Source organism: Metallibacterium scheffleri, assembly GCF_002077135.1.
Classification (GTDB): domain Bacteria; phylum Pseudomonadota; class Gammaproteobacteria; order Xanthomonadales; family Rhodanobacteraceae; genus Metallibacterium; species Metallibacterium scheffleri.
The window spans coordinates 55,203-69,375 of the sequence record NZ_LDOS01000005.1; the positions used below are offsets into that span (position 1 = coordinate 55,203).

Consider the following 14,173-nt stretch of genomic DNA (forward strand, 5'->3'; position numbering starts at 1 on the left):
AGGCCTCACTCGGTCACCTCGCCCAACAAGGCTGCGATCTCGGCTTCGACCTGCTTCAGGTCAGCGTCGATCTCCTCGAGCTTTCGCGGCGGAACGTACTTGTAGAAGTAGCGGTTGAAGTTGATCTCGTAGCCGACGCGGCCCATGCCCTTGTCTTTGTCGTCGCGGAAGGTTTCGTCGATCCAGGCATCCGGCACATGCGGCAGCACTTCGCGCGCGAAGTAGTCCTCGACGCACTCGGCGAGAGGGACATTCTCGTAATCGGTTAGATCGGGATCGGCAACGGCCTTGTCGTCCGAGTCAAGGACGGGTTCCCCTTCCCGGTCCCGCACGCCAAGCGCGCGGACCAGGGCCTTGACGAAGGTCTTGCCGACCTTGCCCACCTCGGCATCGGCACGCGCCACGTCGGCCACCAGGCGCTCGGCCCAACTGAACGGCTGGACGGAGCCAAGGTGCGCGGCCAGCACGTCTACCCATGCGGCTTGCTGCACGTGCTTGAGCTTCAGCCAGGCTTTCTCCTCGCGGAGCTTGGCTAGGCCTTCTTCGGTGACATGCAGGCGCATGCGCAACGGGCGCAACACCCGGATGCGCCGGTAGCCGAAGGTCCGGTAGTCGAGTACCCGGCTCAGCTCGCCCGGCTCGGCGGCCGCGTACAGGTCCGCAATCTGCCGGATCTGCTCGTCACTGATCTTGCGGCGCTTATTGCCCTCGTTCCGGATGGAGGTCCACAGACCGGTGGCATTGATCAGCTGGACTTTGTGCCGGCGGTGGTCGGGCTTCTTGTTGGAGAGGATCCAGAGGTAGGTGCCGATCCCTGTGCGGAAGAAGATCTCCGTCGGCAGGGCGACGATGGCCTCGACCAGGTCGCTCTCCAGCAGCCAGCGGCGGACCTCTGATTCGCCCGATCCGGCGCCGCCGTTGAACAGGGGCGAGCCGGACAGCACGATCGCGGCGCGACCACCGCCTTTCTCCGGCAGCTCAAGCTTGCTGGCCAGATGCAGCAGGAACAGCATCGAGCCGTCGTTGATGCGGGGCAGGCCCGGACCAAAGCGTCCGTCGAACCCCCTGTCCTTGTGCTCGGCCTCGACCGCCTTTTGATCCTTCTCCCACTTCTTGCCAAAGGGCGGATTGGCCAGGCCATAGTGAAACCGCTCGCCGGCAAAGGCATCGCGTGACAATGTGCTGTAGGGGCCTGCGATGTTCTTGGAGAGGTCGCGGCCGGGATCGCAAGCCAGGGTGCGCAGCAGCATGCCGGCCAGGCACACCGCATGCGTCTCCGGCTCCAGTTCCTGGCCGTAGGGAACTAGTACCGGCGACACCTTGAACCGGTTGCCGTATTCGGCAACATGGCTCACGGCATCCGAGAGGAAACCGCCCGTACCGCAGGCCGGGTCATAGAGCGTGCGGATCAAGCCCGGATTGGCCTCGAACAGCGCGTCGTCCGGGTCGAGCAGCAGCGTGGTCGCCAGATGAACCACGTCCCGCGGGGTCATGAAGTCCTCGGCCCCTTCGTTTACTTCCGCGCCGAAGCGGCGGATCAGGTGCTCGTACAGGTTGCTCATCACCCGGTCGGGGACGACCTCAGGGTGCAGGTCGATGCCGGCGAAGTTCGTGCAGATCTTGAACAGCAAGCCAGCCTTGTCCAGGCGAACCACCGTATTGCTGAAGTCGAACTGCTCGAAGATGACGCGGGCATTGTCCGAGAACCGAGCCACGTAGTCCTGCAGGTTCTGCCGGGTCTTTGTGCCACCCAGCGTGCCCAGCGTGTAGTCGGACGTGTTGTAGAAGGGGTAACGGGTGATCTGGCGCAGGATCAGGTCCGTATCGATCCCGCTGCCCTTGTGGGTCGCATAGGCCGCGACCACGTCTTTTCGAGTCGGATCCAGTACGCACTCCAGACGGCGCAGCAGCGTGAACGGCAGGATGACCTTGCCGAAGTCCGTGTGCTTGAAGTCCCCCCAGAGGTCTTCGGCGTTCTTCCAGATGAAGTCCGCCAGCGAAGCGCCAGAACCGTTGCCCTCGACCATCCCGCTCTCCAACCACTTCGTGTAAGCAAGAGCATAGCAGTCGGGTAGGCGCTGTCAACCACATCTTGCATGTTACGGGACTTAATCTTGGTGCCCGCACACTCTTGCGTTTCTACCACTTTTTGCAAATAGCGGAAATTTGGATCCCGTGCGGTGGCTATCACGGCATGGTGATCGAGATGAAAGCTTTGCGGTCCGGGCGTGCTACGCCAGAACAACGGACTAGGATCGAGCGCTTGCGCGCAAGAGGCTATCGGGCCGAGATTTGTCATGGCTGGATTGCTGCGGCCCGTAGCCTGTGTGACTACCTGTCCATTGCGCCTCCGGATGACGCAGAGCCTGCAGTCGAGCGTCGCTTGGCCGTCGCGCGTGCAACGCGCAAGGAACGCCGGCGAGAACGCCTCAATCGACCTCTTGCAGGAATTGCGTCCTGCGCTAGCTTGATGGCGCCTTCCACTTCTGCGGGGACACCCTGATGTGCGACGAAATCGATACGTCAGTCGAGATCCAGGCGGCACAACTCGACGACGCCATTGCAGCACACCAACGCGCCGTTTCAGCTTCCCAAGCGTCCGAGTTCTGCACTGAATGCGGCGAACCGATCAGCCCACTGCGACAGCGGTTGGGTGCCCACCTGTGCATCGATTGCCAGCATGAATTCGAGGCTGCGGACCGTCTTTACCGCCGCTGACAACGGCGTGGATCAGCTGGATGGCAGGCTCGGAGCGTTGCAACCGACGCTGCCCGGGCTCCGTCCTGCCGGGTTCCTCGCTGTCAGCGACCTTCTGCGCCGCGGCTGGACGGACGCGATGATCCGAGACCTGCTGGGCGCTGCCGACGCCACGGCACGTAACCCGCACTGCGCCCATGGCCACCCCATGCGGCTTTACGCTGATTCGCGCGTCGCGTTTGTCGAACGCGGGCCATCATTCCGTGAACGACTCGCAGCGGCGCATCACAAGCGCGCCGCCGGCAAGGCCGCCGCGCACCGCCGCCGCTCGGAACTGCTGAAGTGGGTCGCGCGCCTGCGCATCGTGGCGCCACCGATCCAGATGCCGCGCCTGCGGCGGATCTGCGCTGACTACTTCAACGCGCTGTCGGACATGGATATCGAGTCTCTTCCCTTTGTCGTCGACCGCGTGGCTTCGGATCGCGATGCGCTGCTGGTGATCTACCTCGCCCTGCAGATGGCGTGCCACGAAGAAGCGCTGGCGCCCTTCATCGGCGCGCCAGGCTACCCCGAAGCGATTTCAGCGATCCGCCTACGGACACTTGATGCCATCGCGACCGCCTACCCGGTGCTCGGCGAGGCGGTACAAGGCGTCCGCCTACGACGCGTAGATCGTGAGATGCTCCGGCATGGAGCCGACGACGACGACGTGCCGCTCGTCGTCCCACGCGAAGTACAGCCGGAACCCGCGCTCGCGCTCGCGCGCTGACGATCCTTGCACGTGCAGGTCAAGGCGATAGGTTCGCTTGCCCCAAGCCACACGGTACTCTTCTCCGTAGTTCCTGCTTGTGGGCGCTTCACCGCATGGCCCAATCTTCACGCCCAACTGCGCCTTGCGCGCTTCGGTCTTCTCGTACGCGCCAGGCTTACCCATGCGCATGTCGCGATAGTCCGTGCCCAGGAGATCGATGACGTCAGCGGCAAAATCGAAGTCCCGGTAAACGGAGCGCTTTGCGGCGGCCATTGCTTTCTTGGTCAAGACCACCCGGGCTGACATTGCCTGGATGACCCATTCTTCAAGATCACCCCATGATTCGACGCTGGGCCGCATGTTTCTCACCTTGGTTTCCAGTTCGGCATTTCGCTCAAGCAAACCTTTGATCTGAGCGTCCGCGACCATCTTGGCGCCGACCCAATCCGCGCGCTCCTGCTTGAGCGTCTGCAACTCCATTCCGAGCTGTGAAACGATGGCTTTTGCGGCCTCGAGTTCTTCCAGAGTGCCCCTAAGCGCTTGTGCGTGAACGCCATCATCGCCATTCGATTCGTTGGTCGGCACCGCCCATATGCGGCTGGCCTGACCCGCGGTCTCACGGTTCACCCTGGACACCGCAACAACACTCGAGATTTCATCGAGGTCCAGTCCATACGTTTGCATCCGCAGCCTGCCCGACTCGATTCTGCTGTAGATGACTACGCTGCCCTCTTGCTGTACGGCCCCCTGCCCCGTCACTTCCGCGCACTTCGCGGCCACAGCATGCGTCCGCACGATGGTCACGTGCGCCCAATGGCCTGAGCGGCTTATCCATTTCTCCACAGCCGTCTGGCGCGCTGCGGCGGCGCGGATGACGATCACCGGTGCGAGCCTATCGGCTGAACAGATCAGGGCCGCCATGTCATTGACGGTGGTTCCATCGGGGTAGTGACCGCCGCACTTGTGAATGCGCCGATCGCGCAGCACGGTGCCACTCTGATAGATCGCCGCAAGCAGCTCATGAGCCATATTGTCGATTTGCTCCCCCACTGACCTCATTGGTTGCGACGCTCGCAGGTGCCACTTTGCTACCACGTCGAAGATCCCTGCGCAGGTCCCCGCGGTGACCTCAACGGTTGTACGCATTGACACAACATGATCGATCGGCTCGACACGTTCGATCACGCTTGCGCCGCCAGCCAACCGGATGCGCACTCTGCGGCGCTGTTCTTTGTCTTCCCAATCGACCTGTGTGTCTGCGAGCGGTTCATTTGCCCCCTTGACCAAATTCAGCGCCCAGGCCGTACATCCGGCGAGTAGATCCTGATCTTCGCCGACGATGACTTGGCCACACCATGAAGCCGCCTCGACCCACGCGCAGGTCAGATGAATCTCCTGCCCAGTCTGCCCAACGGGCACTTGCCGTTCGATGGCTGGCGTTTGAACCGCCTGCAGTTCCGATTCGCTGCCTGCCTTGGCAGAGGCGGTGGATTTCATCTCGCAGGGTTTGGGCTTCCCCCACCGTGTTTGGCGTTCCGCAGCGACCTGCTCGACGCGCTTTTGATCGCTTTTGGCCTTTTGCAGTGCGCGCTCGTGCGCCTGCTGCGCCTGATCTGCGTGCTTTTGCTCGGCAGATCCCGTGATTCCCTTTAACACCTCGGCAAAGGCGGCCTCGTTGAGGCGATCCTGTTCTTCAAGCTCAAGGCGAAGCGCTTCCCGTTTTTCGAGGCTTGGTTCGACAGCTTCCAAGGCCTCAGCGCGCTTCTTGAAGATCAAGGTTGCCATGGCGAAGTGCGCCTGTTGCGTCTTTGCATCATCGCCATAAATCGCCATCCTGATGGCGCTGACGGCGTTCATTCTTATGGTGCTTCTCACCGCGTAACTGTTCTTAATGGAGTCAGGCTCTTGTGCTGCATCGAGAGACCTTGCTGGCTTTACACCATCGGCGCCGAATATCGCCAGGATGTAGTTTTGTTGATACTGCTCGCGCGGGCCGAACCAGGTAATGTTGCTGCATCTGCAGAGCGGTGCTCCATGGCGCTCTATTGGCGATAATTGAGTTATCGCGACTCCAATTGCCGCTGTGAGCTGTTTCACGATGGCGCTTTGCCTGATCTCAGCGACTTCATGGTCTGTTTTTTCGTGCGGAATCGCACCGGCGCAATCCATGTGCGCCATGAGTTCTACCGCCAGATTGTCGGCATCAAGAACGAGATCGTTTCGCAGCTTGGCGAATCCCCTTGCGCTGGTGATGCCGTCCACCAGGGCCGCCATTCTGGCAAAACCCGATAGTCCAGCTTCGTCCTGCGAATTCTTGCCTTGTACTTTTTGTAACGTCGCCGCGACGAGATCAAGGCTGTGCTCGGAGATCGCGATCGTGCGTTCTGTTTGCGCCATGGGCGTGGCTCCTTGTCGTTGCATCGGAGTCTACCCATGCGCGGCTGTGTGGCAACGCCGCAAAAAAATGCCGGCGAAGTCTCCCTCGCCGGCGCCTCGATTCTTCGAGCAGAGCAGCATCGTGATCATAGCATGACCTTGGTTCACCGCCGCTGCTGGCTTGCCCGGCAATGACACAGCACGGAGCGGCCCTTCGACGCCGGCATGCACTCCGTAGATACTGCTGTTGCCCTTTGGCGCCAAGTCTCTTTTCGCCTCTGAGAGGCTTTTCTGGGGTCAGTGACCAAGCTGGTCGGTTCTAAGCTTGGCCGAGGTTTCTTGAAGTGGGTCTCAATGTCTTCAGCCGACACATGGACGGGGCGACTGTTTCTCTTCGACAGGGCGCGGGCGCGGCTTGATCTGCTGCCTCGATCGGCAGCGATGCCGGCAGACATTGGCACGAGCGCGTTCGCACGAGGTCTGGTGGTGCCGTTCAGTCATGAGCCGCTACGCGCAGAGGAAGACGAACTGCTTGAACTCGCTCCGGAGGCCGAAGGGCTCGCTCTGGTCGCCGCCGCCGAGGCACGCAAGACCGTCACTTTGAAGCAGCTCCATGCGCGACTTCGATCCCGCTTTGGTGACCGCGCGACGACCCATGCGGAGCAAGACCTCGCGCGGGACGAACTGCTGACGGAAGCCGATACCAGCATCACCGGACATACGGGGCTGTTCGATCTCCGGCTTGGGATCGCCCTGCTCCCGGATGCGCTGGCGCGTGATGAATGGATCCGCGGCATCCTGCTGAACGCGTGCGCGCTCACGCTTGAGGGTCTGACGCCTCGACTCATTCCCGCGCTGCTCGCATCCTGGGTTCTTGGCGAGACACCGATACCGCCGCCATTCAAGCCTGGACGGTCGATCGCTCTGGAGAGCCCTCTGGATCGGTCGGCATCGTCATTTGATGGATGCCTGGCGACCGCTGACGATATCCAGGCACAGATCGTCGAACACCGCCGCCTGCCGGTCCGAATGACTCTGCGGGATGCGGAGATTGAGTTGGAGCTGCGAGACCCATTCTCGGTTCGCGTTTCCATCGACCACAGTGGATTAAGGACGCTGCGCAAGGAGGCGTCCAGCGCATCCAGTGCTGCGCAGCATCGCGCGTACTTGCAAGCGCTCGCCTCACGACTGCGCACCGTGCTGACCTGGGTCGTCACTCACGTCAGCGCTTCCCCTGACACAGCTCGCTGGCAACACCCTGCCAGCCAGCGTGATGACCTGTTACGCATGATCGGACACCAACATGACGAGATCCTCTGCCATGACGCTTGACCGTTTGTCATCGCACGCCAGCCGCAGCATTGACGCGGTGATTGATTCGGACCAGAGCATCGATGCGGTGAAGCTGTGGAGCTGGCCCGTCATGAAGGCACTCGAGCAGGCGCTGATCGGCGCTTGCAATCCGCTCGCGGCGACGCTGTTCGAGACGTTCCATGCCAACGAGGTGGTGTTCTCCTACGTTGGGCAAAAGGATGGCGGGTCCTGGGTCGAAGTCAGCCATTCCGGCGATGGGATTCTGAAGGCGCTTCCTGCATACGCGTCGCGGCTCTGTGTGGACACTGGCAACGCACTGGGACGTGAACTGACCGCGCTTTCGGTGCGCGTCTCACCGAAATGCGGCTTCATCACCACAGCCACCACGCCAAATGCCGATGCTGGTGACGCTCGCATTGTGGTCGAGTCCTTTTACCGGACCTTCGTTCTGCGGCATCTGTCGTTCATGTGCGGAACGCCACCACCCGTTGGGCAGGGCCTGGTGCTCACCTATGGGCTCGGTCGCATGCGCATCGAGCATGTTCACGCGCCAGAGCACATGGCTTGCGGTCCGGTTGCCGAATGCCTGTGGATCGATGAGATCCAAAAATCCCAACGCATCACACTGGATTGAGTGCGCGCCATGATTCCTATCCTTCTGTACCTGACTTCCCTGCTGCTTTCTTTGGCCGGGCTTGGCTACGCCATCCTATGGCTGCGGCGTTTATCGAAAGCTCTGCGGGAGGCAGCCTTACGTGACGCTGACCTCACTGCCGAGGCGAATCGCATGCAGAAGGCTTCCCGCGTGTCCGCGCTCGAAGCCAGGGCCGCATGGGTGGAGGTCACTGCCGCCATGAGCGAAGCACAACTCATTCGCTGGCTTGATGCATCGCAGCCGGCCAAAGATGCCATGTTGAAAGTTGAGGTTCGGCTATTCCGAGCCATGCGCTACCTCGAGACACACCTCGCGCGCGAGCCGTCGGTTCCACTCTGCCAGGAGATCACCCTGGAGTCGTTGACCACCGAAGATCATCGTGACGCGCGGATTATCACGCTCGATATGCAGCCTGCGCAGACCCCGTCCATCCAGAGCAAGGCCGTCGCACCCATCCGGGTTTCCGCCAGGCGCGTCCCCTTGCTGGCGAAAACCCAGGTGTCCTGATGGTGTGCATACATGGCCCTGGCCGAGACAACGCCGCGGCTCAACGGGTGTCGTCTGCGATGATCGTGTGCCTGCAGCACCTGCAGACCCATCTTTACGCCGATCGGGTTCGGATGGGATTCACGCCATGGCGCACCGCTTGCGCGCTTTCGATCGATCTGCGTGTGAATCAAAGCGCCGTCGGTGAACTGGTCCGCTCGGCATGTCGTTCTGCTTTGAGGCGCGATCTTCCGAATTGCTCCCTGGCGGAGCTGCAGGTTCGTTTCCTGATCCGCTCAGCGCATGCCGTGCCCGATCACGCCTTCATCGGGGCACCGGCGACCGCGCTGGGCTTGCCCTGCACTCAGGTGTTCTGCGCGTTGCCTCCGCCTGAGCGCGCCTCGATCGCGACGGCGTTGCACTTTCGACACTTCCACGCGATTCGTCGCGTGGCGGCCAGTGTCGAGCGACTGCGTGCTTTTGGCGTGATGCTGCACTGGGACTCGCTTCGCGAGTCGATTTCCATTGGCACGCTGCGCGCGGATGACTGTCGCGTAGCGACCCGAACTTCCCCTGAAAATGTCTTTGGATGATAGCTCATGGATGCTTCAACTGTTCGCTCGCAATGCTTTTACACCGATGATCTTGGCGGCGTCTTGTATGTGCTGGCGATGACCGGTCGCGCGGTTACGTGCGTCTGTCACCAGCCCAGTCGCCGCATCCCGCTCGATGTTGGCGCCCGTCGAGCGTTGCTGACCGAATCATTTGCCCAATGGGCGATGCGCGAGTGTCGGTTGGATGAAATCCCTGTTCGTGAGGCGCGCGTCTCGCGCGACCCGACGCATACGATTCATCTGGTGCGAGGTTACGACCTTGCCGCCCTGTGCTCTGCGTCTCCCGCCGTGCCGACTAGCATGACTGCGGCACGCGATGCCACACGGTGTCCGTTGTGCATGCAGATCGCCGCAAGTGCTGGCCAGGCGCCACTACGTGGCGCTGCCGCATGAGTGCGCGGCTCAAGCCATCTGAATGCTCCCAGGATGATGTCGTGGCGGTGGCGTCCAATTGCATGGAAATCAGCCGCGCGTTCGGGCTGGAGCTACTCCAGCGCTTTCATGCGCTCGAGGTGTGCCTGTTCGTCAATACGGCCGGCGGTGTTGTGCTGACGGCGAATTATCGCCGGCCGATCCTGAAGGCGGTTCACGCAATGGCGTTGGCGCTACCGAACATCATGCCATCAGCGCACGTGCTGCCCGAGGCTGTTCTGAATGCCGCCGGCGCACATGTGCTTGCCGAGTGCCATGCGGCGCCAACCAGCTTTGTTGCCTATGCTCATCCGCGCCGGTCGGTGCTCATTTCGGCTCAGGCGCTCGGGTTCGACTACCGACTCATCGAGTCCTTCCTGTCGCGCTGGCATGAGGCGTGGCTGCTTGATCGACTTGCCGGTGTGCGTGAAATCTGCGCGCTTGCACCCTCAGTCCGCTTCCGCATCCGTTTTGCTGGTGATCGCGCGCAATTGTGGTTTGGGCATGCTCATGAGCCTTTTGACGCGGGGTTGTCGCACTGATGAGCAAGCGGTCTGCTACTACGCGGGAGCGCGCGTTCCGCAATTTGGTGCGCGGGCCGAAAAGTGGTACGCTGCGCCCATGGCGTAATTCAGCGACCGCCCGATTGAGGGGCAACAAGATGGCGTTGCAGTCGAACAGTCGACCAAGGCAAACCTACGGCTTTGAAGAGATCGCCGCCCGGGCGGCCCGGATGGCTGAAGTCTTGGAGACCGTCAAAGAGGCTGCGTTACGCCCCGATTCCAAGAAAGTTGCGCCGCGCCTCAATCAGGCACAAGTTGCGAATGTCCTTGGCATCACCAAGTCAGCTTTCCTGCATGGCGTTGACTCGAAGAAGTACCCTTCCGGTCACGCCTTGCCTGGCAAGACGATGTACGACATGGCCGACATGCAGGGCATGGCGCGTGCCGCCGGTCTGCGCCATCAGTACGCGCCTGGTCATGGCATCGTCATGACGGTGGCCAATTTCAAGGGCGGCGTTGCGAAGACATCCACGACCGTGACGTTGGCGCAGTACTTGGCGCAGCGCGGTCTATCCTGCGCAATCCTCGATATGGACCCGCAAGCTTCGGCCACCACGCTGTTCGGCCTGTCCCCCTACCTTGATGTCACCAGTGATGAATCCGTCGCGGCTCTTTTCTATAACGACCCGCCTGATCCCGTGACATTGGCCAGACCCACCTACTGGCCTGGCATCGACATCATCCCGTCCAATCAGCACCTCTACGGCAAAGAGTTTGCGCTCGCCGCAGCTGCGCCTGAGTGGGGCGGCCAGATCTTCGAAGTTCTTGCCGAGCGCATCGAGCCGCTCCGCAGACGCTATGACGTGCTGCTGATCGATACGCAGCCCTCGCTCGGCTTCCTCACGTCGACCGCGGTGTTTGCTGCTGACCACCTGGTGGTGACGGTTCCACCGTCTAACCTCGACTTGGCCAGCAGTGTCATCTTCTGGAGCCTGCTGCGCGACGTCATGGAGCAGGCGCTCAAGGCTGATGGGCACGCGAAGCGCTGGGAGGGCGTGCATGTGCTGCTCACCCGTGTGGACGATACTGACAAGAGCACGCACTTCATCCGCAAGCTGCTCTTGATGGGCTGCGAGGACTGGCTGCTGCCCGATGCAATCCCTGCAACCCGCGTTGCCACAACGGCTGCGAGTGAGTTCGCCACCGTTTACGACATTGAGCGCTACGAAGGCTCTTATCGAAGCATCAAGCGAGCGAGGGAGCTGTTCGACAAAGCCTATGGCCAGTTCACTCATATCCTGAACGACACTTGGGATGCTTGGGAAGCGAATGCTTCCTCTCAAGCTGCTGTTTCTGCACCCGTCGCAGATCTCTCTGAGACAGACGCATCGGTGGAGCATTCCAATGTCGCTGCAGCGTAAGGCAGATGAGCGCATGTTGGAGATCGAGCGCGGCTTGATTGCGCCGAAGCCCAAGCGCCCTGCCCTGCCCGACGGCAGCGCCTCGACCGCCGTCGGTATGATGGTCGGTGAAGCAAATGCCAGCATCCGCGAGCGCATGCATGAAGCGGTTTCGCGTGCGAGCGCACTCGAGATCGAAGTGCAACGGCTCAAGGATGGCACCCCGATTTTTGCGATCAACGCTACTCGCGTCCGACCAAGCCGGTTTGCGGATCGCCACCCAGCCGCGTTCGTAGACGCTGACTTCGAGGATTTGTGCGAACGAATCCGTCTCACGCAAGGCAATTCACAACCCGCCAAGGTTCGCCCTGTCGAGGGCGATCCTGGCCATGACTACGAGATCGCGAGCGGCCACCGCCGTCATGCCGCGTGCCTCAAGTTGGGCCTCCCGTTTCGCGTCATCGTGCGACCGTTTACGGACGATGAACTCTTGCATGAGATGGTCGAAGAGAACATTGGCCGATCCGATCTCACAGCGTTTGAGCGTGGCATTCACTATGCCTCGCTCATCAAGGCCGGCAAGTATCCGTCCGGCCGCGACTTGGCTGCCAAGCTGACATTGTCGGCATCAAGCGTGCAACGTCTCTTGCGTTATGGCGAGCTAAGCCCAGCCGTGATTTCCGCTTTTCTGGACCCGCGCGAAATTCGCACACAGTGGGTCGAGCCTCTGATCAAGGCATATGAGCTGGACCCTGCCCGGATTGAGACTGAGTGCCGAGCAATTGCCGCCCAAGATCCGCACCCTCGCGCTGCCGACGTGTTTCAGCGCCTGGCGGGCGGCAGCTCACACAAAACGATCATTGCGACCGGCGATGCCGTCATCGCTCGCGTGCGAACCATCAATGGTTGCCCAGCCGTCATTTTGCGCAAAGGTGCGCCACAGGCTTTGTTGGATGAGATCCGCGGCGTCATCGAACGATGGGCTAAAGGATCCGGGCCATGATTGGCGCCCTTCCCCATCGTTTGAATACGAACCGAAGCCCAGGCCCAACGCCTGGGCTTCGCCGTTATGGGGTCCGCGAATCACGCCTGATGTGTTCTACACATGCGTTTCAGCCGCGCACTTGCAAACGGCCCTCATCGGCGACAGGCAGGCACTGCAGCGCGGAATGCATTCACTCGGTTTGTCTAGCCTTTGCTGGCGTTCTTCATCCCATGCCCGCTGCTGCGGCTTTGTTCTTGCCCATGACCCAAGCTGGGTCAACGCAGGCAACCAACTCCGCGACCGATCTTATTCGGCCCGTCTCTGACCCAACCTGGGTCATGGCCCATGAATACAGCCCCGTGGCTTTCGCATGGTCTGTCCGCCTGACCCAACCTGGGGCACTACAGCCGCATGGCGCTGCGCCAGCACTTCGTTTCATGGTCGTGTGGCCCAGGACGCGCGGCTTTCACGCCCCTCATCCACTGTCTTCGACCGTGACCCAACCTGGGGCACGCATGTGGCTTGACCCAATGATCTGGGTCACGTCGGGTAGGTTCAGCGCGCAGCTCCTCACGCGATCCATTCGCATGGCCCAACCTGGGTCACTGCACTTCGTGAGCCTGCTGGCCACGGAATGGGGGTGCGTCATGACTTAGCGAGCACGGTCAGCACAGCCATCGCGTGCCCAGAAAGCACGAAGCCCAGCGTTGGCGCGCTGGGCTTCGGGGATGACAGGTCACCAAGCAAATGCGAGGCGCCCGCTTCAGACGGACGAACTCTAAAACGCTTGGCGGACGTCGTCAATGGGTGCGCTTGTCCCAGCGTTTTGGAGTTTCGTCATGCAAACCACCCCGCATGTGATGAACCGCGCACCAGCAGCGCGCACGCACCAAGAGGATGCACAACCATCGTGGAGCGAGCGCTTGCTTCACGTCGCCAAGCTCGATTTGAGCGCCGCAGGAATGCGCGTCCTTCTTTTTCTGTTCGCCAAGGCTGAGGCCACGCAACGCACAGACTGGACGTTCCCTGTGGAGTTCATCGGCGAGGCCCTTGGACTTCACCGCAATACGGTCAGCCGGGCGCTGCTCGAGTTGCAGAAGGCTGGCTATGTCCGCAGGCGGGCAGGGCTCGCGCGTGGCGCGCCTACCCGCACCTATCTATTGCGCACGCTACAGCCTGCTTGCGCTCCTGCAGATCATTGCGTGACCCAGATTGGGTCGCGCCGGATCTCGCTTACGCAGGAAGTCGATCAGAGCGCGCTGATGTTGACCCAGCCTGGGTCACCTCACACAGAGGTTTCCTTGCCTACGCAAGACCCCAGCGCCACCGACCGACAGAGCAACACGCCTGGCGACCTCTCGGACACTGGTGCAGAGCCGAACAGAGACCATGCGCTCTCGCGGGACGAACTGCTTGCGATGCAGGCGTTTTTCATGTCGCTGCCCGCTTGTGTCTCAGATGCTCTTGAGACAGCCAAGTCCCATGCCGACCCGTCCGCACTCAAGATCGATCCTGCCTGGGCGCTGACCGGTCAGCAGGTTCGCTGGCTCGAACGCGCTGTACCAAGGCGCGAGCCCCTGCAGACCCGCGCTCCGAACGCCACGCCACGGGTGGCCAGCGCTGGAGAGTCGATCAAGCCGGAACTCGCAGCCACGCTCCTGGGGTTGCTGCCTGTCTTGCGCGCCTGCGCCGGATCGCACTCTCGCGGCGCTGAATTGCTCGACGAGATCGCGTGCATGGTCGTCGTGGGGGGGCTCGGCCGCGGAGACCCACTTGGCGGCGCCAGGGCCGGCGTGGCGTTGGTGAGGGCAGGGCGCTGGAAACGACCCAAGATGATGTCCGAAGCCTGGCGCGGCGCTGTTCTGCGCAGCGTGCATGGCATTCCGGCTGCGCATTGAGGACGGTGCCATGCACCAGATCGTGTGCGCTAAACCTTACCGCTCTTCGCACTTGAAAGCTCTCTATCCTAAAACCAACCTTC

Annotated in this window: 13 protein-coding genes; 11 read left to right on the top strand and 2 right to left on the bottom strand. The window is 61.6% G+C overall.

The genetic code is table 11. From position 1 onward, the window contains the following. Nucleotides 1-5 precede the first annotated feature (5 nt). Complete coding sequence (locus tag Mschef_RS15575; RefSeq protein WP_081130148.1) at nucleotides 6-2,027, bottom strand: type I restriction-modification system subunit M; 2,022 nt, start codon at nucleotides 2,025-2,027, stop codon at nucleotides 6-8. A 475-nt stretch (nucleotides 2,028-2,502) separates the two neighbouring features. Between Mschef_RS15575 and Mschef_RS15580 the strand changes: the two genes are divergently transcribed. Both Mschef_RS15580 and Mschef_RS17370 read left to right on the top strand, forming a co-directional pair. Next, nucleotides 2,503-2,718, top strand: a complete 216-nt coding sequence (locus Mschef_RS15580) for a TraR/DksA C4-type zinc finger protein (protein ID WP_081130149.1) — start codon at nucleotides 2,503-2,505, stop codon at nucleotides 2,716-2,718. Beyond that, nucleotides 2,681-3,466 carry a hypothetical protein gene (locus Mschef_RS17370; protein ID WP_136256451.1) on the top strand — a complete coding sequence of 262 codons (786 nt, stop codon included), beginning with the start codon at nucleotides 2,681-2,683 and terminating at the stop codon, nucleotides 3,464-3,466. Before Mschef_RS15580 ends, Mschef_RS17370 begins: the two co-directional genes overlap by 38 nt. Here the strand turns inward: Mschef_RS17370 and Mschef_RS15590 are convergent. Then, entirely contained in the window at nucleotides 3,356-5,845 is a 2,490-nt protein-coding gene (locus Mschef_RS15590) for a hypothetical protein (RefSeq protein ID WP_081130151.1), read from the bottom strand. The genes Mschef_RS17370 and Mschef_RS15590 overlap by 111 nt on opposite strands. Before the next feature lie 333 nt (nucleotides 5,846-6,178). Between Mschef_RS15590 and Mschef_RS15595 the strand changes: the two genes are divergently transcribed. The 9 genes from Mschef_RS15595 (at nucleotide 6,179) to Mschef_RS15630 (ending at nucleotide 14,090) form a co-directional block, all read left to right on the top strand. After that, the gene (locus Mschef_RS15595) at nucleotides 6,179-7,156 is read left to right on the top strand and encodes a hypothetical protein (protein WP_136256450.1); all 978 of its coding nucleotides are present in this window, start codon (nucleotides 6,179-6,181) and stop codon (nucleotides 7,154-7,156) included. After that, nucleotides 7,146-7,772, top strand: coding sequence for a hypothetical protein (locus tag Mschef_RS15600; RefSeq protein WP_081130153.1), 627 nt, complete (start codon nucleotides 7,146-7,148; stop codon nucleotides 7,770-7,772). Before Mschef_RS15595 ends, Mschef_RS15600 begins: the two co-directional genes overlap by 11 nt. A gap of 9 nt (nucleotides 7,773-7,781) precedes the next feature. Beyond that, on the top strand, nucleotides 7,782-8,300 hold the full coding sequence (locus tag Mschef_RS15605; protein WP_136256449.1) for a hypothetical protein: 519 nt from the start codon (nucleotides 7,782-7,784) through the stop codon (nucleotides 8,298-8,300). 59 nt (nucleotides 8,301-8,359) lie between these two features. Then, nucleotides 8,360-8,872, top strand: a complete 513-nt coding sequence (locus Mschef_RS15610; RefSeq protein WP_081130155.1) for a hypothetical protein — start codon at nucleotides 8,360-8,362, stop codon at nucleotides 8,870-8,872. Between the two features lie 6 nt (nucleotides 8,873-8,878). Next, on the top strand, nucleotides 8,879-9,286 hold the full coding sequence (locus Mschef_RS17980; RefSeq protein WP_139789408.1) for a hypothetical protein: 408 nt from the start codon (nucleotides 8,879-8,881) through the stop codon (nucleotides 9,284-9,286). Beyond that, nucleotides 9,283-9,846 (top strand): hypothetical protein, encoded by a 564-nt coding sequence (locus Mschef_RS15615; RefSeq protein WP_081130156.1) that lies wholly within the window; start codon nucleotides 9,283-9,285, stop codon nucleotides 9,844-9,846. The genes Mschef_RS17980 and Mschef_RS15615 overlap by 4 nt, the downstream gene beginning before the upstream one ends. Further along, the gene (locus tag Mschef_RS15620; RefSeq protein WP_081130157.1) at nucleotides 9,846-11,228 is read left to right on the top strand and encodes an AAA family ATPase; all 1,383 of its coding nucleotides are present in this window, start codon (nucleotides 9,846-9,848) and stop codon (nucleotides 11,226-11,228) included. The genes Mschef_RS15615 and Mschef_RS15620 overlap by 1 nt, the downstream gene beginning before the upstream one ends. Beyond that, nucleotides 11,212-12,210: a ParB/RepB/Spo0J family partition protein gene (locus tag Mschef_RS15625; protein ID WP_168708924.1), complete on the top strand. Its 999-nt coding sequence runs from the start codon at nucleotides 11,212-11,214 to the stop codon at nucleotides 12,208-12,210. The genes Mschef_RS15620 and Mschef_RS15625 overlap by 17 nt, the downstream gene beginning before the upstream one ends. 821 nt (nucleotides 12,211-13,031) lie before the next feature. Next, nucleotides 13,032-14,090, top strand: coding sequence for a helix-turn-helix domain-containing protein (locus Mschef_RS15630; RefSeq protein WP_168708923.1), 1,059 nt, complete (start codon nucleotides 13,032-13,034; stop codon nucleotides 14,088-14,090). Nucleotides 14,091-14,173: the final 83 nt, after the last annotated feature.

Excerpts from the sequence above, each read along its gene's own strand:
- Mschef_RS17980 (WP_139789408.1), top strand. The coding sequence starts at position 8,879 with ATGGATGCTTCAACTGTTCGCTCGCAATGCTTTTACACCGATGATCTT.
- Mschef_RS15580 (WP_081130149.1), top strand. The coding sequence starts at position 2,503 with ATGTGCGACGAAATCGATACGTCAGTCGAGATCCAGGCGGCACAACTC.
- Mschef_RS17370 (WP_136256451.1), top strand. The coding sequence starts at position 2,681 with ATGAATTCGAGGCTGCGGACCGTCTTTACCGCCGCTGACAACGGCGTG.
- Mschef_RS15600 (WP_081130153.1), top strand. The coding sequence starts at position 7,146 with ATGACGCTTGACCGTTTGTCATCGCACGCCAGCCGCAGCATTGACGCG.
- Mschef_RS15595 (WP_136256450.1), top strand. The coding sequence starts at position 6,179 with ATGTCTTCAGCCGACACATGGACGGGGCGACTGTTTCTCTTCGACAGG.
- Mschef_RS15610 (WP_081130155.1), top strand. The coding sequence starts at position 8,360 with ATGATCGTGTGCCTGCAGCACCTGCAGACCCATCTTTACGCCGATCGG.
- Mschef_RS15625 (WP_168708924.1), top strand. The coding sequence starts at position 11,212 with ATGTCGCTGCAGCGTAAGGCAGATGAGCGCATGTTGGAGATCGAGCGC.
- Mschef_RS15630 (WP_168708923.1), top strand. The coding sequence starts at position 13,032 with ATGCAAACCACCCCGCATGTGATGAACCGCGCACCAGCAGCGCGCACG.
- Mschef_RS15590 (WP_081130151.1), bottom strand. The coding sequence starts at position 5,845 with ATGGCGCAAACAGAACGCACGATCGCGATCTCCGAGCACAGCCTTGAT.
- Mschef_RS15620 (WP_081130157.1), top strand. The coding sequence starts at position 9,846 with ATGAGCAAGCGGTCTGCTACTACGCGGGAGCGCGCGTTCCGCAATTTG.
- Mschef_RS15575 (WP_081130148.1), bottom strand. The coding sequence starts at position 2,027 with ATGGTCGAGGGCAACGGTTCTGGCGCTTCGCTGGCGGACTTCATCTGG.
- Mschef_RS15615 (WP_081130156.1), top strand. The coding sequence starts at position 9,283 with ATGAGTGCGCGGCTCAAGCCATCTGAATGCTCCCAGGATGATGTCGTG.
- Mschef_RS15605 (WP_136256449.1), top strand. The coding sequence starts at position 7,782 with ATGATTCCTATCCTTCTGTACCTGACTTCCCTGCTGCTTTCTTTGGCC.